A 21,870-nucleotide genomic window follows, 5' to 3' on the forward strand; every position below is an offset into this window, starting at 1 on the left:
AAGCGCCCCCTGACAACGCTGGACAGGGGGCGCTTCCACCCAGGTGGTGCTTACTTGAGCTTGATCTCGCGCAGGCGCTGCTCGAGGAAGCCCTGGGCGGTGATCGGCTCCGGATAGCGGCTGGGGTTGTCCGCGCTCACGCAGGACGGCAGCACGTCGATCAGGAAATCCGGGTTCGGGTGCAGGAAGAACGGCACCGAGTAGCGCGGCTTGCGCGCCTCCTCGCCCGGGGGGTTGACCACGCGGTGGATGGTCGACGGGTACACGTGGTTGGTCAGGCGCTCGAGCATGTCGCCGATGTTGACCACGATGGTGTCGCCCTCGGAGGTGAACGGCACCCACTCACCCTCGTGCGAGCGCACTTCCAGGCCCGCGGCGCTGGCGCCGACCAGCAGGGTGATGAAGTTGATGTCGCCGTGGGCGCCGGCGCGCACGTTGGGGATGTCGTCGGCGGTGATCGGCGGGTAGTGGATCGGGCGCAGGATCGAGTTGCCGAAGTTGGTCTTGTCGGCGAAGAAGTCCTCCGGCAGGCCGATGTGCAGCGCCAGCGCGCTCAGCACGCGCGAGCCCAGCGAATCCAGCGCCTGGTACAGGGCGTAGCCGTACTCGCGGAACTCCGGCACCTCCTCCGGCCACAGGTTCGGCGGCATGTACTGGCGGTACTTGGAGTCGTCCGGGATCTCGCGGCCGATGTGCCAGAACTCCTTGAGGTCGTAGTGCTGGCTGCCCTTGGCGGTTTCCACGCCGAACGGGGTGTAGCCGCGCGCGCCGCCGCCGCCGGGCACGTGGTACTTCTTCTTCACCTCCTCCGGGAGGGCGAAGAACTTCTTGAAGGCGGCGTAGGCGTTGTCGATCAGTTCCGGCGGGATGCCGTGGTTGCTGATGCCGGCAAAGCCCCACTCGCGGTAGGCCGCACCGAGCTCGGCGACGAAGGCCTCGCGGTCGGTGTCGTAGCGGGTGATGTCGAAGGTGGGGATACGGGCGGACATTAAGGGGAATACTCCGGGGTGGTGCGGCGCCGGCCACCCGGCCGGCGCCTTGGGGATCTGCCGGCTCAGCCGGCCGCCTGGCGCACGGCCGAGGCAAGGGTGTCGAGGGTGGCCTGCATCAGCGCGGCGTCGTCGGCTTCCACCGTGACCCGCACCACCGGCTCGGTGCCGGAGGGACGCAGGAAGGCGCGGCCGCGGCCCTGCACCGCCGCCTGGGCCTGCTCCAGCGCCTGGCGCACGCCCGGCGCGGCGACCACGTCGGCCGCCCTGGCGCCGTCCAGGCGCACGTTGACCGTGGCCTGCGGCACCACCGACAGGCCTTCCAGGGCCTGGTCCAGGCGCTTGCCGGCGCGGCGCAGGGCGTCGAGCACCTGCAGCGCGCTGACGATGGCGTCGCCGGTGGTGGCGCGGTCCAGGCACAGCAGGTGGCCGGAGGCCTCGCCGCCGAGCACGCCGCCGCCCTCGACCAGGGCCTGGTGCACGTAGCGGTCGCCGACCTTGGCGCGCAGGAACGGGATGCCGGCCTGCGCCAGCGCCTTCTCCAGGCCGTAGTTGGTCATCAGCGTGCCGACCACCGGGCCGCGCAGGCGGCCGCTGGCCTGCCAGTCGCGCGCCAGCACGTACAGCAGGCCGTCGCCGTCGACCGTGCGGCCGGCGGCGTCGACCATCAGCACGCGGTCGCCGTCGCCGTCGAAGGCGATGCCCAGGTCGGCACCGGCCTCCACGACCTTGGCCGCGAGGTTGCCGATGTGCATCGAACCGACGCCGTCGTTGATGTTGATGCCGTCCGGGGCGGCGCCGATGGCGGTCACCTCCGCGCCCAGCTCGCGGAACATCAGCGGGGCGATGTGGTACGTGGCGCCGTGGGCGCAGTCGAGCACCACCTTCAGCCCGCGCAGGTCGAAGCCGCGCGGCACCGAGGCCTTGCAGAACTCGATGTAGCGGCCGACCGCGTCGCGCGCGCGCGCCACCTTGCCCAGCTGCCCGGACTCGACCGTGGCGAACGGCGCGTCCAGCGCGGCCTCGATCGCCAGCTCGGTGGCGTCGTCCAGCTTCTCGCCCTCGGCGGAGAAGAACTTGATGCCGTTGTCGTAGTGCGGGTTGTGCGAGGCGCTGATGACGATGCCGGCGTCCGCGCCCAGGGTACGGGTCAGGAACGCCACCGCCGGGGTCGGCATCGGCCCCAGCATCTGCACGTTGACCCCGGCCGCGACCAGGCCGGCCTCCAGGGCCGACTCGAACATGTAGCCGGAGATACGGGTGTCCTTGCCGATCACCACGGTCGGGCGGGCCTGGCCGCCGGCGGCCAGCACCCGGCCAAGGGCATTGCCCAGGCGCAGGACGAAGTCGGCGGAAATCGGCCCCTGCCCGACCCGGCCGCGAATGCCGTCGGTCCCGAAATAGCGGCGGGAACTGCTCATGCTGCGTCCAGCGCCCCGTCGTCGGGCTTGGGCTGGCGCATCAGCATGGCCAGCAGGGTGGCCAGGCGGTCGCGCAGCTCGCGGCGGTCGCAGATCTGGTCGATGGCGCCGTGCTCGAGCAGGAACTCCGAGCGCTGGAAGCCCTCGGGCAGCTTCTCGCGCACGGTCTGCTCGATCACGCGCGGGCCGGCGAAGCCGATCAGCGCCTCCGGCTCGGCGATGTTGAGGTCGCCCAGCATCGCGAACGAGGCCGACACGCCGCCGGTGGTCGGATGGGTCAGCACCGAGATGTAGGGGATGCCGGCCGCGCGCAGGCGGCCCAGGGCCGCCGAGGTCTTGGCCATCTGCATCAGCGAGAACAGGCTTTCCTGCATGCGCGCGCCGCCGGAGGCGGAGAAGTTGACGAACGGGGCGCCGATCTCCAGCGCGCGCTCGGCGGCCAGGGTGAACTTCTCGCCCACCACCGAGCCCATCGAGCCGCCCATGTAGGCGAAGTCGAACGAGCTGGCCACCAGCGGCCGGCCCTTGAGGCGGCCCTCCATGGCGACCAGGGCGTCGTACTCGCCGGTGGCCTTCTGGGTGGCCTTGATGCGGTCGGCGTAGCGCTTCTGGTCGCGGAACTTGAGCACGTCGGTCGGCGCCAGGTTGGGGGCGATCTCGGTGGTGCTACCGGGGTCGAACAGCGAGGCCAGGCGCGCGCGGGCACGGATGGGCATGTGGAAGGCGCACTTGGGGCACACCTCCAGGTTCTCCTCCAGCTCCGGGCGGTAGAGCGCGGCGCCGCAGCGGTCGCACTTCTCCCACAGGCCCTCGGGGACGCTGCGCTTGCGGGTGGAGGCGCTTTCGGTGCGGATGCCGGAGGGCATCAGTTTGCTGAGCCAGCTCATGCGGGGCGGTCGTTTCCGTTCAGCGGCCGGGGCGGCCGGTAAAGGCGGACAGTCTAGCCCAGCACCCCCTCCCCCCGCGCATGAAACCATTTCCGTACCAATACGTATGGTACGCTCCTGCCCCCGCCCCCGATCCATGTTCCCACCGTAATGACGCCCGCGCTGATGCGCCACGGCATGAACCTGTGGCCCCCGTTCCTGTTCACCGGCATCCACGTCGCCGAGCTGGCGCCGGACTGGCGCCATGCCCGGGTCGAGCTGCGCCTGCGCCCCTGGAACCGCAACTACGTCGGCACCCACTTCGGCGGCAGCCTGTTCGCCATGACCGACCCGTTCTGGATGCTGTTGCTGATGCACTGCCTGGGCCGGGACTACTACGTGTGGGACCGCGAGGGCCGGATTGAATTCCTGCGCCCGGGGCGCAGCACCGTCTCCACCGAATTCCGCATCGACGACGCGGTGCTGGAGCAGATCCGGGCCGCCACCGCCGGCGGCGACAAGTACCTGCACTGGTTCGCCAACGACGTGGTCGACACCGAGGGCCAGGTCGTGGCCCGGGTGCACAAGCAGGTCTACGTGCGGCGCAAGCCCGACCGGCGCCCGGCCCCGGGCGGCTGAAGCGGCCGACCGGGGACGGCATCCTCCACGCCGCCACCGCCGCGGCCAGCAGCCTGCCGGCTTCCGGGTCCGGGGGCGGCCCCCGGCCCGCCCGGACCATGCGGGTGGCGCTATACAATCCGCGCCATGACCCCCGCCGCCCCTGCGCCGTCGCGCGCCTCGCTGCAACGCCTGTTCCTCACCGGACTGCTGACCCTGTTGCCGCTGTGGCTGACCTGGGTGGTGATCAAGTTCGTGTTCGTGCTGCTGTCCGGGATCAGCAGCCCCTGGGTGGGGCCGCTGTCGCGGCGCATCGCCGCCTCCTTCCCCGGCTACCTGGACTGGGTCCAGGCGGTGTGGGTGCAGAACACCATCGCCATGCTCGCCACCCTGCTGGTGATCCTGGGGGTGGGCGTGCTGGCCCGGCGCGTGGTCGGCCAGCGCCTGCTGCGCTGGTTCGAGGCGCTGATCGCGCGGGTGCCGCTGGCCAACGTGATCTACACCAGCGCGCGCAAGCTGCTGGACATCCTGCAGACCAAGCCCGGCAGCACCCAGCGCGTGGTCCTGATCGACTTCCCGCACCGGGAGATGAAGTCCATCGGCCTGGTCACCCGGGTGCTGCGCGAGGAAGGCACCGGGCGCGAGCTGGCCGCGGTGTACGTGCCGACCACGCCCAACCCCACCTCCGGCTACCTGGAGGTGGTGCCGGTGGAACTGCTCACGCCCACCGACTGGACCGTGGACCAGGCCATGAGCTTCATCATCTCCGGCGGCGCCGTGGCCCCGGAAAGCATGCCATTCACCCGCGCGGGGGAGCGCTGATGGAAGCGGCCGTGTTCGCCCGTCCGCTGCAGGACCGCGCGGTGCGGCTGTTCGTCGTGCTGGCCGCGTTCTTCTGCGCCAACGCGGTGCTGGCCGAGTTCATCGGGGTCAAGATCTTCGCCCTGGAGGACACCCTCGGCCTGGCCCCGTTCGAATGGAACCTGTTCGGCCAGAGCGGCTCGCTGAGCTTCACCGCCGGCACCCTGCTGTGGCCGGTGGTGTTCGTGATGACCGACACCATCAACGAGTTCTTCGGCCGCCGCGGGGTGCGCTTCATTTCCTGGCTGGCGGCCGCGCTGATCGGCTACGGCTTCCTGTTCGCCTTCGCCGCGATCTGGCTGGCCCCGGCCGGCTGGTGGCGCGAGGCCGCGGTGGCCCAGGGCGTGCCGGACTACCAGGCCGCGTTCGCCGCGGTGTTCGGCCAGGGCCTGTGGACCATTGCCGGCTCGCTGACCGCGTTCATGGTCGGCCAGCTGATCGACGTGGCCGTGTTCCATCGCATCCGCCGCGCCACCGGCGAGCGCCACGTATGGCTGCGCGCCACCGGCTCGACCGCGGTCTCGCAGCTGGTGGACAGCTTCGTGGTGATCTGGATCGCCTTCGTGCTTGGCCCGCAGAAGTGGCCGACCTCGCTGTTCCTGGCGGTCAGCACCCTCAACTACGCCTACAAGATGCTGTGCGCGATCGCCCTGATCCCGCTGCTGTACCTGATGCGGCGGGCGATCATCGCCTACCTGGGCGCCGAGCGCGCCCGCCAGCTGCGCGAGCAGGCGGCGGCCTGACCCCCGCCTTCCGGCATATCCCGGGGCCGCCCCGGGCACGCTAGGCTGCAGCCAGTCCCTGGACTGGAGCCGCGCCGATGCTGCGACTGCTGCCCTTGCTGATGCTTGCCGGCACCCCGGCCGCGCAGGACGTGCACGACGTGCCGGAGCAGGTGCAGGCGCTGCTGCGCGACTACCAGGGCCAGGTGCCCGGCGCCTCGGTGCTGGTGCTGCGCGACGGCGAGCCGCTGCTGCGCGCCGCCTGGGGCATGGCCGACCTGGAGGCCGGGGTGCCGGCCACCCCGCGCAGCTGCTACCGCCTGGCCTCGCTGACCAAGCAGTTCACCGCCGCGGCGATCCTGCTGCTGGCCCAGGACGGGCGGCTGTCGCTGCACGATCCGGCCAAGCGCTGGCTGCCCTCGCTGCCGCCGGCGGCCGCGGCGGTCACCCTGCACCACCTGCTGTCGCACACCTCCGGCCTGGTCGACTACGAGGACGTGCTGCCGGCGGGCCTCGACCGCCAGGTGCACGACGCCGACGTGCTGGCCATCCTCGAAGGCCAGGACCGCACCTACTTCCCGCCCGGCAGCGCCTACCGCTACAGCAACAGCGGCTACGCCCTGCTGGCGCTGGTGGTCGAGCGCGCCTCGGGGCAGGACTTCCCGGCGTTCCTGCGCGAACGCATCTTCGCGCCGCTGGGCATGGCCACCGCCGTGGCCCATCGCGAAGGCCACGACACCGTCGCCCACCGCGCCTGGGGCTACAGCCAGGCCGGCGGCGCCTGGGTGCGCACCGACCAGAGCCCGACCAGCGCGGTGCTGGGCGACGGCGGCATCTACGCCTCGGTCGACGACCTGGCGCGCTGGGAGGCGGCGCTGCACGACGACCGCCTGCTGCGCCAGCCCTGGCGCGGGCTGATGTTCGCCCCGCACACGGCCACCGACGAGCCCGACGTGCCGCACTACGGCTATGGCTGGCGCCTCAACGGCGACAGCACCTGGCACAGCGGCGAGAGCATCGGCTTCCGCAACGCCATCGTGCGCTGGCCGCGGCAGCGCCTGGCGGTGGTCGTGCTGAGCAACCGCGACGAACCCGGCCCCTATCCGCTGGCGCTGGCCCTGGGCCGCCTGTACGGCGCGCCCGCGGCCGGCGCCGGGCCCTGACTCGGATTTTCCCGCCCCCGGCACCCGCCATCCGCCGATGGCGCCGCCGGCCGACCGGTCCGCATCATCCAGGAGTTCCAACGGAGGAGACGAATGCTGCAGATCCGCTCGCTGTCCAAGACCTACGCCAACGGCGTACAGGCACTGAAGGACGTGTCGCTGGACATCCCCAGGGGCATGTTCGGCCTGCTGGGCCCCAACGGCGCCGGCAAATCCACCCTGATGCGCACCATCGCCACCCTGCAGGAGCCGGACAGCGGCAGCATCACCCTCGACGGCCTGGACGTGCTCGCCAACAAGGAACAGGCGCGCAAGCGCCTGGGCTACCTGCCGCAGGACTTCGGCGTGTACCCGAAGGTCTCGGCCGAGGCGATGCTGGACCACTTCGCCGTGCTCAAGGGCGTGACCGCGCGCGGCGAGCGCAGGGAGCTGGTGCAGGCGCTGCTGCAGCAGGTCAACCTGTGGAACGTGCGCAAGCGCAAGCTTGGCACCTTCTCCGGCGGCATGCGCCAGCGCTTCGGCATCGCCCAGGCGCTGATCGGCCAACCCTCGCTGGTGATCGTCGACGAACCCACCGCCGGCCTGGACCCGGAGGAGCGCAACCGCTTCCTCAACCTGCTGGCGGAGATCGGCGAGAACACGGTGGTGATCCTGTCCACCCACATCGTCGAGGACGTGACCGACCTGTGCCCGCGCATGGCCATCATCGCCGCCGGCCAGGTACGCCTGGCCGGCGAGCCGCGCGAGGCGATCCGTTCGCTGGAAGGCCGGATCTGGCGCAAGCGGGTGGAGAAGGAGGAGCTGGACCGCCTGGTGCACGAGCACGCGGTGCTGTCCTCGCGCCTGGTCGCCGGCAAGCCGGTGGTGCACGTGCTCGCCGACAGCGACCCCGGCGACGGCTTCGCCGCGGTCCCGGCCAGCCTGGAAGACGTCTACTTCGGCGAGCTGCGCCAGGTCGCGCTGGCTTCCGCCCCGGCAAAGGCGGCCTGAGCCATGTTGCGCCACATCCTGTCCTTCGAAGGGCGCCTGCTGCTGCGCAACGGCGTGTTCTGGATCGTGCTTGCGGTGTTCGGCCTGTTCGGCTTCGCCAGCATGGCCTCGGACAACGTCAGCTTCGGCGGCGGCGTCGGCAACATCATGCGCAACGCGCCGGCGGTGGTGGTCAGCCTGCTGTGCGCCTTCAGCGTGCTGAGCGTGCTGCTGTCGACCATCTTCGTGGCCGGCATCGCCCTGCGCGACTTCGAGCAGCGCACCGCGGAGCTGTTCTTCGCCACCCCTCTGCGCAAGCGCGACTACCTGCTCGGCCGCTTCGGCGGTGGTTTCCTCGCCAGCCTGGCGATCATGCTGGTCATCGCCTTCGGGCTTTGGCTGGGCAGCCTGATGCCGTGGCTGGACCCGGAGCGCCTCGGCCCCACGCCCTGGTCCGCCTACGCCTGGGCGTTCGCGGTGCTGGTGGTGCCCAACCTGCTGTTCCTGTCGGCGCTGCTGTTCCTGCTGGCCACGCTGACCCGCTCGATGCTCTACACCTACATCGGCGCGATCGCCTTCATCGTGCTGTGGACGGTCTCCAGCTCGCTGACCTCGGACCTGGACACGCGCTGGATCGCGGCGCTGGTCGATCCGTCCGGCGGCGCGGCCGTGGACGAGCACATCCGCTACTGGTCCAGCGCCCAGTACAACACCCAGCTGCCGCAGCTGGGCGGCCTGCTGCTGGGCAACCGCCTCCTGTGGCTGGGCGTGAGCGCGCTGCTGCTGGCTGCCGCCTTCCGCCTGTTCCGCGCCGACCGCGAAGGCCTGGTCCTGCGCCGACGCAAGGGCGCGGCCGCGGCTGCGACGGCGCCGGCCGCGCTGCCGCCGCTGGCCGGCAGCGCCCGCCTGCGCCTGCCGGCCGTGGGCCTGCGCGAGGGCCTGGCCGCGCGCTGGACCCAGTACCGCAGGCTGGCCGCGTTCGACCTGCGCGCCTCGCTGCTGGGCGCGCCGTTCCTGGTCATGCTGCTGCTGGGCCTGCTGGTGATCCTGGTCGCCCTGATGTTCGGCGACAACATCTACGGCACCGAGCTGTACCCGGTGACCCGGCAGATGCTCGGCACCATCCGCGCCAGCATGAGCCTGTTCCTGGTCGTCGTGGTGACGTTCTACGCCGGCGAGCTGGTCTGGCGCGAACGCGGCGCGCGCGTGGCCGAGGCCACCGATGCCTACGCCCTGCCCGACTGGATCCCGCTGGCCTCGAAGCTGACGGCGCTGGCCGGTCTGGTGCTGGCCATGTACCTGGGCGGCGCGCTGTTCACCCTCGCCTGGCAGCTGGGCCACGGCTTCACCGCGATCGAGCCGCTGCTGTACCTGAAGGGCATCGTCCTGGACGCCCTCGGCTTCATGCTGATGGCGGCGCTGGCGGTGTTCCTGCAGGCGGTGTCGGGCAACAAGTTCATCGGCTACCTGCTGATGATCGTGTTCCTGGTCGCGCAGGCGGCGAAGGGCATGCTGCACTTCGACCACCTGCTGTACAGCTACAACGCCACCACCCCGCTGCCGTATTCGGACATGAACGGCTACGGCCACTTCCTGGGCGCGCACCTGACCGTGCGTGCCTACTGGGCCGCCCTGGCCGTGGCCCTGCTGGCCGTGGCCCTGCTGTTCTGGCCGCGCGGCACCTCGCTGCACTGGCGCGACCGCCTGCGCCAGGCGCGGGCGCGGCTGCGCGCGCCGGTGGCGGCCACCCTGGCGGCCTCGCTGCTGGCCTTCGCCGGGCTCGGCGGCTGGATCTTCTACAACACCAACATCCGCAACGAGTACGTGCCCGGCGACCTGGCCAAGGAGCGCGCGGCCGACTACGAGAAGCGCTACCGCCAGTACAAGGACCTGCCGCAGCCGCGCATCGCCTCGATCCGCGCCGACGTGGACATCTTCCCGGAGGAGCGGCGGCTGCAGATCCGCGGCCACTACCGCCTCGAGAACCGCGGCGACGCCCCGATCCGCGACCTGCACGTGCGCCTGTCCCCGGACTACGAGGTGCGGCGCATGGAATTCGGCCCGCACACCGTGGTCGATGCCGACAAGGTGCACGGCTACACCATCTACCGCCTGGAGACCCCGCTGGCGCCGGGTGCGGCGATGGACTTCGAGTACGAGATCGCCGCGCGCCCGAACGGCTTCACCGTCGGCGGCACCGATACCCAGCTCGTGTACAACGGTTCGTTCTTCAACAACTACGCCGTGCTGCCGCAGTTCGGCTACAGCGAGCGCGCGCAGCTGCAGGACCGCAACGACCGCCGCAAGCACGGCCTGCCCGAGCTGCCGCGGATGAACCCGATCGACGACCCGGCCGGGCGCAACGCCAACTACCTGACCACCAACGGCGACTGGGTGGACTTCGAGACCGTGGTGTCCACCAGTTCGGGCCAGGTCGCGCTGGCCCCGGGTTACCTGCAGCGCGAGTGGGAAGAGAACGGGCGCCGCTACTACCACTACAAGTCCGAGGCGCGGGTGCTGCCGTTCTTCTCCTGGCTGTCGGCCGACTGGAAGGTGGCGCGCGACCGCTGGAACGACGTGGCGATCGAGGTCTACCACCACCCGACCCACGCCTGGAACGTGCCGCGGATGATCGACGCGACCAAGAAGTCGCTGGACTACTTCAGCCGCAACTTCTCGCCCTACCAGTTCCGCCAGTTCCGGATCCTGGAATTCCCGGGCTACCAGACCTTCGCCCAGGCCTTCGCCGGCACCATCCCGTACTCGGAGTCGATCGGCTTCATCGCCGACCTGCGCGATCCGGACGCCATCGACTACGTGTTCTACGTGACCGCGCACGAGGCCGCGCACCAGTGGTGGGCGCACCAGGTCATCGGCGCCGACGTGCAGGGCGCGACCATGCTGTCGGAGTCGCTGGCGCAGTACTCGGCGCTGATGGTGATGGAGAAGGAGTACGGGCCGCGGCAGATGCGCCGCTTCCTCCGGTACGAGCTGGACCGCTACCTGGGGAATCGCGCGACCGAGCGCGTCCAGGAACTGCCGCTGGCGCTCAACGAGAACCAGCAGTACATCCACTACCGCAAGGGCTCGGTGGTGTTCTACGCCCTGCGCGACGCGATCGGCGAGGAGCGGCTCAACGCGATCCTGGCCGAGTTCCTGCGGCAGTGGGCGTTCAAGGGCCCGCCCTACCCCACCACCCGCGACTTCCTCGACCTGCTTTACGCGCGCACCGAACCGGAGCACCACCCGTTCATCCGGGACCTGTTCGAGCGGATCGTGTTCTGGAACCACCGCGCCACCGTGGCCGAGGCGCGCAAGCGCGAGGACGGCAAGTACGCGGTGACCCTCACCGTGCAGGCGGAGAAGGTCTCCACCGACGGCAAGGGCAAGGAAACCCAGGAACCGGTGGACGTGATGGTCGACATCGGCGTGTTCGCCCGTCCGCCGGGCGGCAGCGAGGCCGACGAGAAGGTGCTGTACCTGGCCAAGCACCGCCTCACCCAGGCGGAAACCACGCTGGAGCTGGTGGTCGACGAACTGCCCTACGAGGCCGGCGTGGACCCGTACAACAAGCTGATCGACCGCGCTTCCGGCGACAACCGCAAGAAGGTCACCGTGGTGCAGTGAGCCAAGGTTCCCGGCCCGCATGGCGCGGGGCCGGAACCCATCCGGCTTGCGCGGCCCGCCTGCCGCGCGGCGGGCGCCGCCTCAGCGCAGGTCGCCGATCACCACCTGGGCGGCGTTGTGGCCCGGCGCGCCGGTCACGCCGCCGCCGGGATGGGTGCCGGAGCCGCACAGGTACAGGCCCGGGATGGCCCCGCGGTAGTGCGCCTGGCCCAGCATCGGCCGCGCCGAGAACAGCTGGTTGAGGCTCAGCGCACCATGGAAGATGTCGCCGCCGACCAGGCCGAACTCGCGTTCCAGGTCCAGCGGCGAAAGTACCTGCCGGCCCAGCACCGAGGCGGCGAAGCCCGGCGCGTAGCGGTCCACGGTGGCGATCATCAGGTCGGCCACTTCGTCGCGGTGGTCGTCCCAGCTGCGGCCGCCGGGAAGTTCCGGCGCCACGTGCTGGCAGAACAGGCTGGCCACGTGCATTCCCGGCGGCGCCAGCGAATCGTCCAGGCTCGAGGGCACCAGCATCTCGACGATGGGCTCGCGCGACCAGCCGTGCTCGCGGGCGTCGCGCCAGGCGCGGTCCATGTAGTCCAGGCTGGGCGCCAGGATGATGCCGGCGGTCAGGTGCTCGCCCTCTCCCGGCAACGCAAGGAAGTCGGGGGCCCGCGACAGCGCCACGTTCATGCGGAACGTGCCTGAGCCGCAGCGCCAGTTGCGCATGCGCTCGGCGGTGGCCGGCGGTACCGCGCCGGCCGGCAGCAGGCGCTGGTACAGCAGCTTCGGGTTGACGTTGGCCACCACCGCGCGGGCGCGCAAGGTCTCGCCCGCCGCGGTGACCACGCCGGTGGCGCGCCCGCCCTCGACCAGGATCCGCTCCACGCCCTGGCCGGTGTGGATTTCCGCGCCGGCCGCCTCGGCCGCGCGCGCCATCGCCCGGGTGATGGCGCCCATGCCACCGATGGCGTGGCCCCAGGCGCCCTTGACCCCGTTGGCCTGGCCGAACACGTGGTGCAGCAGCACGTAGGCGGTGCCCGGGGCGTACGGGCTGGCGTAGTTGCCGACGATGCCGTCGAAGCCGAGCAGGGCCTTGATCGGCCCGCTCTCGAACCAGCGGTCCAGGTATTCGGCGGCGGAAATGGTGAACAGGTCCAGCAGGTCCTGGCGCAGCGCCGGCTCCAGCGCATGCAACTGCCGGCCCAGCCGTGCGGTGCGCAGCAGCTCCGGCAGCGCCTGCAGCCAGCCACCGTCGGTGACGTTGGGCGGTGGCTGCAGCGCCAGCGCGCGCAGCACGTCGGCCATCGCCTCCAGCCGCGCCTCGTAGGCCGGCAATGCCTCGGCGTCGTGGCGGGAGAACTTCGCGACCTCTTCGGCCGTGCGCCCGCCGCCGGTGAGCAGGTAGCGGCCGTCGGGCAGAGGCAGGAAGTTGTTGCGCCGGCGCAGGACGATGCGCAGGCCGTGGCCGTGCAGGTCCAGGTCCTCGATCACCTTCGGCTGCAGCAGCGAGACCGTGTACGAGGCCACCGAGTTGCGGAAGCCGGGATGGAACTCCTCGGTGACCGCCGCGCCGCCGACCACGCCGCGGCGCTCGAGCACGGTCACCTTCAGCCCGGCCCGGGCCAGGTAGGCGGCGCAGACCAGGCCGTTGTGGCCGCCGCCGACCAGGAGCACGTCACGCCGCGCGTCTTCGTTCCGCATGCGCGCAGGTATACCACCGGCCACCGGAGCCGCGCCTCAGACCGCCAGGCGGGTACCGGGCCGCGGCAGTTCCACCCGCGCCCCGAAGCGGCGGCCGAGTTCGCCGGCCAGTGCCTGGCGCGCGGGGTCCTCGCCGTGCACCAGGGCCACCGGCGGGGTGCCGCGGAACTGGCCGTACCACTGCAGCAGCCCGCGCTGGTCGGTATGGGCCGACAGGCCGCCGACGGTGTGTACCTGCGCCGCCACCCGCAGCTCCTGGCCGTGGATGCGCACCCAGGGCGCGCGCTCGACCAGGCGCCGGCCGAGCGTGCCCTCGGCCTGGTAGCCGACGAACACCACGTGGGTGTCGCGCCGCTCCAGGCGGTGGCGCAGGTGGTGCTGGATGCGGCCGCCATTGGCCATGCCCGACCCGGCGATCACGATCGCGCCGGAGGCGATCGCGTTGATCCCCATCGAGGCCTGGGTGGTCTCGGTGTAGTACAGGTTGGGCAGCCGGAACGGCGAGGGCCGCTGCCGCCAGACCTGGCTGGCCTGCTCGTCGAACAGCGCCTGGTGGCGGTCGTACACGGCCACCACCTTCCCCGCCATCGGGCTGTCCAGGAAGATGCGCCAGCGCTCCAGCTTCCACTCCTGCCAGTAGCGCGCGAACCAGTACAGCAGCTCCTGGCTGCGGCCCACGGCGAAGGCCGGGATCAGCACCGTGCCGCGCTCGCGCCAGGCGTGCTCGAACACCTCGCCCAGCTCCTGCACGGTGGCGCTGCGCTCGCGGTGGTTGCGGTCGCCGTAGGTGGACTCCATCACCACCAGGTCGGCCTCGGCGATGGCCTCCGGGTCGCGCAGGATCGGCGTGCCCTTCGGCCCCAGGTCGCCGGAGAACACCAGCTTGCGGCCGTCGCCCCACAGCTCGACGATGCTCGAGCCGAGGATGTGCCCGGCATCGCGCAGGGCCAGCTCCACCCCCGGCAGGATCGCGGTGCGCGCGCCATAGTCCAGCGGCCGCAGCAGGTCCAGGACCCGGGCCACGTCGGCCGCGGTGAACAGCGGCGCCTGGGCCGGCTCGCCCGGTGCCCGCCGGCGGTTGGCGCGCTCGGCCTCGGAGGCGGCCAGCGAGGCGGCGTCCTCCAGCATCACCGGCAGCAGGTCGGCGGTGGCCCGCTGCAGCCAGACCGGCCCGCGGTAGCCGCGCGCCACCAGCAGCGGCAACCGGCCGATGTGGTCGATGTGGGCGTGGCTGAGGACCACAGCGTCCAGCCCGGCCGGGTCGAACGGGAAGGGGGCGGCGTTGCCGGCCTCCAGCTCGCGTCCGCCCTGCAGCATCCCGCAGTCCAGCAGGATCCGCCGGCCGGCGGCCTCGACCAGGTGCATGGAGCCGGTCACTCCGCCGGCCGCGCCATGGAACTCGATTTCCATCCGCCCTCCTCCCGGGTCCCGGCCCATTGTGCATGACCTCCGGCAGTGCCACCGGCAGTAGACGCTGGCGTACAGTCCGTGCCACTGCCCCCCCAGGGGGCCATTGCACGCCCATACGGGCCGGAGACCCCAAACCGTGAACATGCGCAAGACCCAAGCCCTGCTGCTGCCGCTGGCGATCGCCACGGCGCTGGCTGCCTGCTCCAAGAAGGACGAGTCCGCCCCCGCCGCGGAAGCGCCTGCCCTGACCCTGGACGAGAGCCGGCTGCCGCCGGTCAACCGCTTCCAGGTGGCCGACCTGGACGAGACCAAGCAGGCCTGCCACGACTTCGCCGGCTACGCCAACGGCAAGTGGCTGGACGCCAATCCGGTCCCGGGCGACCGCACCAGCTGGGGCGCGTTCGAGATGCTCGACGAGCGCTCCACCGCGATCCAGCAGCAGCTGGCCGAGCAGGCCGGCGCCGACGCTTCGGCCACCGGCGTGAAGAAGATCGTCGGCGACCTGTGGGCCACCGGCATGGACGAGGCGAAGATCAACGCCCAGGGCATCCAGCCGCTGGCCGCCGAGCTGGCCGCGATCGACGCGCTGGCCGACAAGGACGCGATCGCCGAGTACCTGCGCAGCCGCGCCGCCAAGGGCGGCAACTTCCTGTTCGGATTCGGCCCGGAGGCCGACTTCCAGAACCCGGACATGAACATCGCCTACGTGTCGCAGGGCGGCCTGGGCCTGCCGGACAGCAAGTACTACACCGACGCCGACAAGCAGGACATCCGCGACAAGTACGTGGCCCACATCGCCCGCATCCTCGAGCTGTCGGGCGTGGACGCGGCCGCGGCGCAGGAGCAGGCCAAGCAGGTGATGGCGTTCGAGACCCGCCTGGCCAAGGCGTCCAAGTCGCGCGAGGACCTGACCCGCGACGTGTCCCTGTTCTACAACCCGGTCAGCCTGGCCGACGCCGATGCGCTGACCCCGAACTTCCCGTGGTCGAAGTTCTTCGAGTCCCAGGGCGTGGCCGCGCCGGAGATGTTCTCGCTGGCGATCCCGGACTTCCACAAGGAGGTCGACAAGGCCCTGGCCGACACCGACGCGGCCGTGTGGAAGGCCTACCTGCGCTTCCACACCGTCGACGGCGCCGCGCCGTACCTGAGCGACGAGTTCGTGCAGGAGAACTTCAACTTCCACTCGGCCACCCTGCGCGGCCAGAAGGAAATGAAGCCGCGCTGGAAGCGCGTGCTGGCCACGATCAACGGCCAGGCCGGCGAGGCCCTGGGCCAGATGTACGTGCAGGTCGCCTTCCCGCCCGAGTCCAAGGCCAAGATGGAGGCCCTGGTCGCCAACCTCGGCGAGGCCCTGAAGGCGCGCATCCAGAACCTGGAGTGGATGAGCGAGGAGACCAAGGCCAAGGCCCTGGACAAGCAGGCCGCGTTCACCACCAAGATCGGCTACCCGGACAAGTGGCGTTCCTGGGACGGCCTGGAGACCGGCCGCGACAGCTACATCGGCAACGTGCTGGCCGCCCGCGAGTTCAACTACCGCTGGGAGCTGGGCAAGATCGGCAAGCCGGTCGACAAGTCCGAGTGGGGCATGCCGCCGCAGATGGTCAACGCCTACTACAACCCGCTGTCGAACGAGATCGCGTTCCCGGCCGCCATCCTGCAGCCGCCGTTCTTCGATCCGGAAGCCACCGACGAGATGAACTACGGCGGCATCGGCGCGGTGATCGGCCACGAGATGACCCACGGTTACGACGACCAGGGCAGCCGCTTCGGGCCGACCGGCAAGTTCGAGAACTGGTGGACCGAGGCCGACGCCAAGGGCTTCGCCGCACGCACCGCCAAGCTGATCGAGCAGTTCAACGGCTACACCACCGCCGACGGCCAGAAGGTCAACGGCCGCCTGACCCTGGGCGAGAACATCGCCGACCTGGGCGGCCTGGCCACGGCCTACGACGCGATGAAGAAGGCCACCGAGGGCCAGCCGGACCCGATGACCGACGGCCTGACCCGCGACCAGCGCTTCTTCCTCAACTGGGCCACGGTGTGGCGCCGCAACTTCACCCCGGAAGAGCTGAAGCAGCGCATCGCCACCGACGAGCACGCCCCGTCGCAGTTCCGCGCCATCGGCGCGCCCTCGAACCTGCCGGCGTTCGCCGCGGCGTTCAAGTGCGAGGCCGGCGCGCCCATGGCCCGCCAGGGCGATGCCCAGGTCGTGATCTGGTAAGCGCACGCGCAAGGCAAGCGCACGCGGGGCCCGGCATTGCCGGGCCCCGTTCTTTTTGCGCCGGCGGCGGGCACCCCGGGCCGTTCCCGGCATCGCCTCGGGGACCGTGCCCTCCCCGCCCCGCGCCGGCACCGCTTCGGCCCGGCCGCGCAAACAGGAAAGGCGCGGTTGCCCGCGCCTTTCACCTTTCCTTCCCGCCCGCGCCTACTTCACCCGGCGCAGGTGGCTGGGACCTCGCGGCGGGCGCCGCCCGCCAAACGGCGGCTGGCCGCGCCAGTAGCGGATCACCAGCCAGCCGAACAACATGCCGCCCAGGTGGGCGAAGTGGGCCACGCCCGGCTGCCAGCCGGTGAAGCCCAGCACCAGCTCGATCGCGCCGAACACGATGACGAAGGTGCGCGCCTTCATCGGGATCGGCGGGAACAGCAGCATCACCCGCTGGCTGGGGAACAGCATGCCGTAGGCCAGCAGCAGGCCGAACACGCCGCCGGAGGCGCCCAGGGTGGGATACGGCGGGCCGCCGGCGGAGACCGTCCACCAGCCCACCAGCAGCTGGCACAGGCCGGCGCCGGCGACGCAGATGAGGTAGTAGGCCAGGAACCGGCGCGGGCCCCAGGTCAGCTCCAGCGGGGAGCCGAACATGTACAGCGCCAGCATGTTGAACAGCAGGTGGCCGAAGCTGCCGTGCAGGAAGCCGTAGCTGAGCAGCTGCCAGGGCTGGAAATTCTGCGCGGGCGAGAACGGATCGAAGCCTTGCGGCGGCCACAGCATGAAGGTCGAGAAGGTGGCGTTGCCCCGCATCAGCTGCAGCAGGAACACCACCACGTTGGCGATCAGCATGGCCTGGGTGACGGGGGGCAGTCGCGCGAACATCCGCGGCTCCATGGAAGGGGAAGCCCATCATAACGGCCCCGCGCACCGGGCCGGGCCCCGCGCTCAGCGCGGCGGCGGCCCCCACACCATGGCGTCCAGGTCGCCGTGCGCGCCGGCCATCAGCTCGCGGCGCACGCGCCCGTCCACCACCGCCACGCCCTCGGCGCGCAGCCGCTGGCACTGCTCGCGGTAGCCGGCCGACCCTTCGGGGAAGGCGATGCGGCCGTCGGCGCGCAGCACCCGGTGCCAGGGCAGCGTGCGGTCGGTGTTCTGCGACAACACCCGTGCCGCCAGGCGGGCGCGTCCGGGCAGGCCCGCGCGCCGCGCCACCTCGCCGTACCCGGCCACCTGCCCGCGCGGGATGGCGCGCACGGCGGCGAGGATGCGGGCGGCGGCGTCCTGGGTGGCGTCGGGCATGGGCCCAGCTTAGCCAGCACCGCCGCGCCGTAAAAGCGAAGGCCGCCTTGCGGCGGCCTTCGCTTTGCAGCGGCGTGGCGGCAGGCAGGCGCTCAGGCCCAGCCGAGCGCCTTCATCCCGCGCAGGAACAGCCAGGCCAGGCCGCCGGCGGCGGGGATGGTCATGATCCAGGCCCAGACGATGCGCTCGATCACGCCGATCTTCAGCGCGCGCGGGTTCTTGGCGAAGCCCACGCCCATGATCGCGGTGGAGATGCTGTGGGTGGTGGACACCGGCATGCCGAAGTGCGCGGCCAGGGTCAGCACCGTGGCCGAACTGGTCTCGGCGGCGAAGCCGTGGATCGGGTGCAGCCTGACCATCTTGTGGCCCAGCGTCTTGATGATGCGCCAGCCACCGGACGCGGTGCCGGCAGCCATCACCAGGGCACAGGTCAGCACGATCCAGGTGGCGATGTGGGTGCTGTCGGTGTCGCCCGGGTGCAGGAACGCCAGCCAGCCCGGCAGGTCGTCCAGGGTGCCGGCGGCCTCGGCGCCCATCAGGGTCAGGGCGATGATGCCCATGGTCTTCTGCGCGTCGTTGTGGCCGTGGGCGAAGCCCATGTACGCGGCCGAGGCGATCTGGGCCTTGCCGAAGAAGGCGTTGACCCAGCGCGGGCGCGCCAGCCGGCGCAGCACGCCGCCGGCGCGGGCCATGGCGGCGATGATCGCCCACAGCAGGACCATCACGCCCACGCCCATGACGAAGCCGGCCAGCGGCGAGGTGACCATCGGCAGGAACACCTTCCACAGCAGGCCCTTGTTCTTGGCCCAGTTGCCGAGGTCCTGCGACCAGATCAGCGCGTCCCAGTTGTTGCCGGCGGCGGCCAGGCCGGCGCCGCACAGGCCGCCGATCAGGGCGTGCGAGGACGAGGACGGCAGGCCGAACCACCAGGTGATCAGGTTCCAGCCGATGCCGCCCAGCAGCGCGCACAGGATCACCTGCGAGCTGGCCTCGACCACGTCGGTGTTGAGGATGCCGGTGGCGATGGTCGCCGCCACCGCGGTCCCCATCAGCGCCCCGACCAGGTTCATCACCGCCGCCAGCGACACGGCCGCGCCCGGCGACAGCACCTTGGTCGCCACCACCGTGGCGATGGAGTTGGCGGTGTCGTGGAAGCCGTTGATGAACTCGAAGACGAGCGCGGCCAGGATCACCACCAGCACGAGGGTCAGCATGGCAGCGGCCCGTCAGCTGTTCTTGAGCGTGATCTGGTAGACCACCACGCCGGCCTCGCGGCAACGGTCGATGGCCTTCTCCAGGATCTCGAAGAATTCCTTCAGCAGGAACATCTGCAGGTGGTCCAGGCGCCCGGAGTAGATGTCGCGGTACAGCTCCAGCATCAGCCGGTCGGCCTCGTTCTCGATCGACCGCAGCTTCTCGTTGAGCACGGTCATCTTGTCCAGGTTCATGTGGCGCAGGCCATGGACCATCTCCACCACCACGCCCGCGGCCTGCTCCAGCATCGCCGCGCGCGGCGCGAAGTCGATGTGGGCCAGGTGCTGGGTCGCCAGCGAGTAGCGGTCCGCGAACTTCTCCACCTGCTTGGGGATCTTGTACAGCGCCGAGCCCAGGGCCTCGATGTCCTCGCGCTCCAGCGGGGTCATGAAGCTGTCCACCAGGGCCTGGCTGATCTTCTCCGAGGCGGTGCGCTCGCGCTGGCGGGCCAGCTTGAACGCATCCAGCGCCGGCTGCCGGTCGGCGGCCTTCATCATCTGGTACAGGGCCTTGGTGCTGTCGTGGGCCGCGATGGCCGCCTCGTCCAGCAGGGTGAAGAACTGCTTGCCGGAGCCGAAAATGGTCTGGAGTGAGAACATCGAAGACTGTCCTCCGCCTCGGGACGGGCGGCGATCCGGGAAATTATGACAGCCCGCGCCGGAGCCCGGTACTGCCGCAGCGCAACATGCCCCGGCGGGAGGCTCCCTCGCCTCTGTTATCATCGCCCCCGCGCCCCGCGGGCGCAGCCTATGGACGACGACCCTAGCCCCCACTTCCGCCGCGCCCTGACGGCGCTGCACGACCAGCCCTCCCATGCACGCCGCGGGGTCCGCCGCCGTGGCTGAGCTGCTGATCGTTTTCGCCCTGATCCTGCTGAACGGCTTCTTCGCGATGTCGGAGATGTCGGTCATGACCTCGCGCAAGAGCCGCCTGAAGCAGCTGGCCCAGGCCAGCAAGCGCGCGGCGCGCGCCCTGGCGCTGTCGGAGAAGCCGGAGAACTTCCTGTCCACGGTACAGATCGGGATCACCCTGATCGGCATCCTCACCGGCCTGTTCGGCGGCGAGGCCATCGGCCTGGCCATCGGCGACTGGCTGGACGACGTGTTCCCGGCCCTGGGCCAGTACGCGGCCGGCATCGGCAAGCTGCTGGCGGTGGCCCTGATCACCTACTTCACGCTGATCTTCGGCGAACTGGTGCCCAAGCGCCTGGCGATCACCGCCCCTGAGCGGATCGCCGGGTTCGTGGCCATGCCCATGGGCTGGCTGGCGAAGGCCGCCTTCCCGTTCGTGTGGCTGCTGTCGCAGAGCACCCGCCTGGTGCTGCGCGCCGTCGGCCTGGGCAAGGACCAGGTCAGCACCATCTCCGAGGAGGAGATCCGCATGCTGGTGGCCGAGAGCCACGAGCAGGGCGTGATCGACGCCTACGAGCGCGACATGATGAACCGGGTCATGCGCCTGGGCGACCGCACCGCCGACAGCCTGATGACCCCGCGCAACCGCATCGCCTGGCTGGACGCCAACGCGCCGCTGGAGGAGAACCTGGCGGTCATGCGCGAACACCGCTTCTCGCGCTATCCGGTCTACCGCGGCAGCGACGCGGACGTGGCCGGCGTGCTGGAGGTCAAGTCGCTGCTGCACACCGGCGGCGGCATCGAGGGCGGGCTGTTCGACCACCTCAGGGACACGCTGTTCGTGTCAGAGTCCACCCATGCGATGAAGCTGCTGGAGATCTTCCGCGAGGAACAGCAATCGATGGCGCTGGTGGTGGACGAGTACGGCGAGATCCAGGGCCTGGTCACGGTCAACGACCTGATGGGCGCGATCATCGGCCGCCTGCAGGCGGTCGAGCACAACGACGGCGAGGCCCTGGTGGTCGCGCGCGACGACGGCTCGCTGCTGGTCGGCGGCGCCCTGCCCACCGACGACCTGCGCGAGCTGATGGACGGCGCCGCCCTGCCCGACGCCGAGGACGGCGACTACCACACCCTGGCCGGCATGTGCATCGCCCACTTCGGCCGCATCCCGCACGTGGGCGAGCACTTCGACTGGGCCGGCTGGCGCATCGAGGTGGTGGACCTGGACGGCGCCCGCGTGGACAAACTGCTGCTGACCCGCCTGCCGGCGGAGGAAGATGGCCAGCCCGCCTGACCAGGGCGGCACCACCCCGCGCAGCGGGCTTACCCGCGTGCTCGACGCGTTCGCGCACGGCGACCCGGAGGAGCTGCTGAGCCTGGACCGCCTGCTCGGCGGGCTGGGCCGCAGTGCGTTCGGGATGTTCCTGTTCGTGGCCATCCTGCCCGGCTTCATCCCCATCCCCGGCGCCGGCGGGGTCGTCTCCGGACCGCTGGTGATGCTGATCGGGCTGCAGCTGGTGGCCGGCCTAGCGCGGCCATGGCTTCCCCGCTTCGTCGGCCGCCGCGGTCCGCGGCGGCATACCCTCAACCGCTTCCGCGCGCGGATCGCGCCATGGCTGGCGCGGCTGGAGCACCTGGTGCGGCCGCGCCTGCAGGGCCTGGCCGGCAACCGCGCCGCCAACGTCCTGACCGGGCTCCTGCTGCTGGTGCTGGGCCTGCTGCTGGCGCTGCCGATCCCGATGACCAACTACATCTTCGCCGGCCTGCTGCTGCTGTTCGCCCTGGCCCTGCTGGAACGCGACGGCGCCCTGCTGCTGGGCCTGTGGCTGGTCTCGGCCGCCACCATCGCCGGCATGGCCCTGGTCTCGGGCGAGCTGGCGCAGCTGCTGGGCGAATGGATCGGGCGCCTGCGCCGCGCCTGA

The 21,870-nt window shown here is 71.0% G+C and carries 18 protein-coding genes; 9 read left to right on the forward strand and 9 right to left on the reverse strand.

The window, feature by feature from the left end; translation table 11 throughout:
• Positions 1-50: 50 nt before the first annotated feature.
• The 3 genes from B351_RS0105655 to accD all read right to left on the reverse strand — a co-directional run bounded on the left by B351_RS0105655 (position 51) and on the right by accD (position 3,297).
• Complete coding sequence (locus B351_RS0105655) at positions 51-989, reverse strand: isopenicillin N synthase family oxygenase (protein WP_019398072.1); 939 nt, start codon at positions 987-989, stop codon at positions 51-53.
• A 65-nt stretch (positions 990-1,054) separates the two neighbouring features.
• Positions 1,055-2,410 carry a phosphoglucosamine mutase gene (glmM, locus tag B351_RS0105660; RefSeq protein ID WP_019398073.1) on the reverse strand — a complete coding sequence of 452 codons (1,356 nt, stop codon included), beginning with the start codon at positions 2,408-2,410 and terminating at the stop codon, positions 1,055-1,057.
• Complete coding sequence (accD, locus tag B351_RS0105665) at positions 2,407-3,297, reverse strand: acetyl-CoA carboxylase, carboxyltransferase subunit beta (protein ID WP_026010403.1); 891 nt, start codon at positions 3,295-3,297, stop codon at positions 2,407-2,409. Before accD ends, glmM begins: the two co-directional genes overlap by 4 nt.
• 150 nt (positions 3,298-3,447) lie before the next feature.
• On the opposite strand from accD, the gene B351_RS0105670 reads away from it, so the two are divergent.
• The 6 genes from B351_RS0105670 (at position 3,448) to B351_RS0105695 (ending at position 11,236) form a co-directional block, all read left to right on the forward strand.
• Positions 3,448-3,915 (forward strand): DUF4442 domain-containing protein, encoded by a 468-nt coding sequence (locus B351_RS0105670; RefSeq protein ID WP_019398075.1) that lies wholly within the window; start codon positions 3,448-3,450, stop codon positions 3,913-3,915.
• A 126-nt stretch (positions 3,916-4,041) separates the two neighbouring features.
• Positions 4,042-4,716, forward strand: coding sequence for a DUF502 domain-containing protein (locus B351_RS0105675; protein WP_019398076.1), 675 nt, complete (start codon positions 4,042-4,044; stop codon positions 4,714-4,716).
• On the forward strand, positions 4,716-5,498 hold the full coding sequence (locus tag B351_RS0105680; RefSeq protein WP_019398077.1) for a queuosine precursor transporter: 783 nt from the start codon (positions 4,716-4,718) through the stop codon (positions 5,496-5,498). The genes B351_RS0105675 and B351_RS0105680 overlap by 1 nt, the downstream gene beginning before the upstream one ends.
• A gap of 77 nt (positions 5,499-5,575) precedes the next feature.
• Positions 5,576-6,640, forward strand: a complete 1,065-nt coding sequence (locus B351_RS0105685; protein WP_019398078.1) for a serine hydrolase — start codon at positions 5,576-5,578, stop codon at positions 6,638-6,640.
• A gap of 93 nt (positions 6,641-6,733) precedes the next feature.
• Complete coding sequence (locus tag B351_RS0105690; protein ID WP_019398079.1) at positions 6,734-7,630, forward strand: ABC transporter ATP-binding protein; 897 nt, start codon at positions 6,734-6,736, stop codon at positions 7,628-7,630.
• Positions 7,631-7,633: 3 nt separating this feature from the next.
• The gene (locus B351_RS0105695) at positions 7,634-11,236 is read left to right on the forward strand and encodes a M1 family aminopeptidase (protein ID WP_019398080.1); all 3,603 of its coding nucleotides are present in this window, start codon (positions 7,634-7,636) and stop codon (positions 11,234-11,236) included.
• Positions 11,237-11,317: 81 nt separating this feature from the next.
• On the opposite strand, the gene B351_RS0105700 is transcribed toward B351_RS0105695, so the two are convergent.
• Together B351_RS0105700 and B351_RS0105705 are read right to left on the reverse strand one after the other, a co-directional pair.
• Positions 11,318-12,919 carry an NAD(P)/FAD-dependent oxidoreductase gene (locus B351_RS0105700; protein ID WP_026010404.1) on the reverse strand — a complete coding sequence of 534 codons (1,602 nt, stop codon included), beginning with the start codon at positions 12,917-12,919 and terminating at the stop codon, positions 11,318-11,320.
• A gap of 36 nt (positions 12,920-12,955) precedes the next feature.
• A complete protein-coding gene (locus tag B351_RS0105705) occupies positions 12,956-14,329 on the reverse strand; it encodes an MBL fold metallo-hydrolase (RefSeq protein WP_019398082.1) in 1,374 nt (457 codons plus the stop codon).
• A 160-nt stretch (positions 14,330-14,489) separates the two neighbouring features.
• Between B351_RS0105705 and B351_RS0105710 the strand changes: the two genes are divergently transcribed.
• Positions 14,490-16,550, forward strand: a complete 2,061-nt coding sequence (locus B351_RS0105710; RefSeq protein WP_026010405.1) for a M13 family metallopeptidase — start codon at positions 14,490-14,492, stop codon at positions 16,548-16,550.
• 204 nt (positions 16,551-16,754) lie between these two features.
• On the opposite strand, the gene B351_RS0105715 is transcribed toward B351_RS0105710, so the two are convergent.
• The 4 genes from B351_RS0105715 to B351_RS0105730 form a co-directional block, all read right to left on the reverse strand.
• Positions 16,755-17,423: a rhomboid family intramembrane serine protease gene (locus tag B351_RS0105715; protein WP_026010406.1), complete on the reverse strand. Its 669-nt coding sequence runs from the start codon at positions 17,421-17,423 to the stop codon at positions 16,755-16,757.
• Between the two features lie 63 nt (positions 17,424-17,486).
• Complete coding sequence (locus B351_RS0105720) at positions 17,487-17,840, reverse strand: MGMT family protein (RefSeq protein WP_019398085.1); 354 nt, start codon at positions 17,838-17,840, stop codon at positions 17,487-17,489.
• A 92-nt stretch (positions 17,841-17,932) separates the two neighbouring features.
• Positions 17,933-19,054: an inorganic phosphate transporter gene (locus tag B351_RS0105725; RefSeq protein ID WP_019398086.1), complete on the reverse strand. Its 1,122-nt coding sequence runs from the start codon at positions 19,052-19,054 to the stop codon at positions 17,933-17,935.
• A gap of 12 nt (positions 19,055-19,066) precedes the next feature.
• Positions 19,067-19,693 (reverse strand): DUF47 domain-containing protein, encoded by a 627-nt coding sequence (locus tag B351_RS0105730; RefSeq protein WP_019398087.1) that lies wholly within the window; start codon positions 19,691-19,693, stop codon positions 19,067-19,069.
• 238 nt (positions 19,694-19,931) lie between these two features.
• Between B351_RS0105730 and B351_RS0105735 the strand changes: the two genes are divergently transcribed.
• Complete coding sequence (locus B351_RS0105735) at positions 19,932-21,242, forward strand: hemolysin family protein (protein ID WP_019398088.1); 1,311 nt, start codon at positions 19,932-19,934, stop codon at positions 21,240-21,242.
• Positions 21,226-21,870, forward strand: a complete 645-nt coding sequence (locus B351_RS0105740) for an exopolysaccharide biosynthesis protein (protein ID WP_019398089.1) — start codon at positions 21,226-21,228, stop codon at positions 21,868-21,870. Before B351_RS0105735 ends, B351_RS0105740 begins: the two co-directional genes overlap by 17 nt.

The sequence above is a fragment of the Pseudoxanthomonas sp. GW2 genome (assembly GCF_000283075.1).
Classification (GTDB): Bacteria; Pseudomonadota; Gammaproteobacteria; order Xanthomonadales; family Xanthomonadaceae; genus Pseudoxanthomonas.

What these genes read in the sequence shown, in the direction of transcription:
- B351_RS0105715 (WP_026010406.1), bottom strand. Translation starts at nt 17,423, where the DNA reads ATGTTCGCGCGACTGCCCCCCGTCACCCAGGCCATGCTGATCGCCAAC.
- B351_RS0105685 (WP_019398078.1), top strand. Translation starts at nt 5,576, where the DNA reads ATGCTGCGACTGCTGCCCTTGCTGATGCTTGCCGGCACCCCGGCCGCG.
- B351_RS0105740 (WP_019398089.1), top strand. Translation starts at nt 21,226, where the DNA reads ATGGCCAGCCCGCCTGACCAGGGCGGCACCACCCCGCGCAGCGGGCTT.
- B351_RS0105675 (WP_019398076.1), top strand. Translation starts at nt 4,042, where the DNA reads ATGACCCCCGCCGCCCCTGCGCCGTCGCGCGCCTCGCTGCAACGCCTG.
- accD (WP_026010403.1), bottom strand. Translation starts at nt 3,297, where the DNA reads ATGAGCTGGCTCAGCAAACTGATGCCCTCCGGCATCCGCACCGAAAGC.
- B351_RS0105705 (WP_019398082.1), bottom strand. Translation starts at nt 14,329, where the DNA reads ATGGAAATCGAGTTCCATGGCGCGGCCGGCGGAGTGACCGGCTCCATG.
- B351_RS0105700 (WP_026010404.1), bottom strand. Translation starts at nt 12,919, where the DNA reads ATGCGGAACGAAGACGCGCGGCGTGACGTGCTCCTGGTCGGCGGCGGC.
- B351_RS0105680 (WP_019398077.1), top strand. Translation starts at nt 4,716, where the DNA reads ATGGAAGCGGCCGTGTTCGCCCGTCCGCTGCAGGACCGCGCGGTGCGG.
- B351_RS0105695 (WP_019398080.1), top strand. Translation starts at nt 7,634, where the DNA reads ATGTTGCGCCACATCCTGTCCTTCGAAGGGCGCCTGCTGCTGCGCAAC.
- B351_RS0105670 (WP_019398075.1), top strand. Translation starts at nt 3,448, where the DNA reads ATGACGCCCGCGCTGATGCGCCACGGCATGAACCTGTGGCCCCCGTTC.
- glmM (WP_019398073.1), bottom strand. Translation starts at nt 2,410, where the DNA reads ATGAGCAGTTCCCGCCGCTATTTCGGGACCGACGGCATTCGCGGCCGG.
- B351_RS0105730 (WP_019398087.1), bottom strand. Translation starts at nt 19,693, where the DNA reads ATGTTCTCACTCCAGACCATTTTCGGCTCCGGCAAGCAGTTCTTCACC.
- B351_RS0105720 (WP_019398085.1), bottom strand. Translation starts at nt 17,840, where the DNA reads ATGCCCGACGCCACCCAGGACGCCGCCGCCCGCATCCTCGCCGCCGTG.
- B351_RS0105690 (WP_019398079.1), top strand. Translation starts at nt 6,734, where the DNA reads ATGCTGCAGATCCGCTCGCTGTCCAAGACCTACGCCAACGGCGTACAG.
- B351_RS0105655 (WP_019398072.1), bottom strand. Translation starts at nt 989, where the DNA reads ATGTCCGCCCGTATCCCCACCTTCGACATCACCCGCTACGACACCGAC.
- B351_RS0105725 (WP_019398086.1), bottom strand. Translation starts at nt 19,054, where the DNA reads ATGCTGACCCTCGTGCTGGTGGTGATCCTGGCCGCGCTCGTCTTCGAG.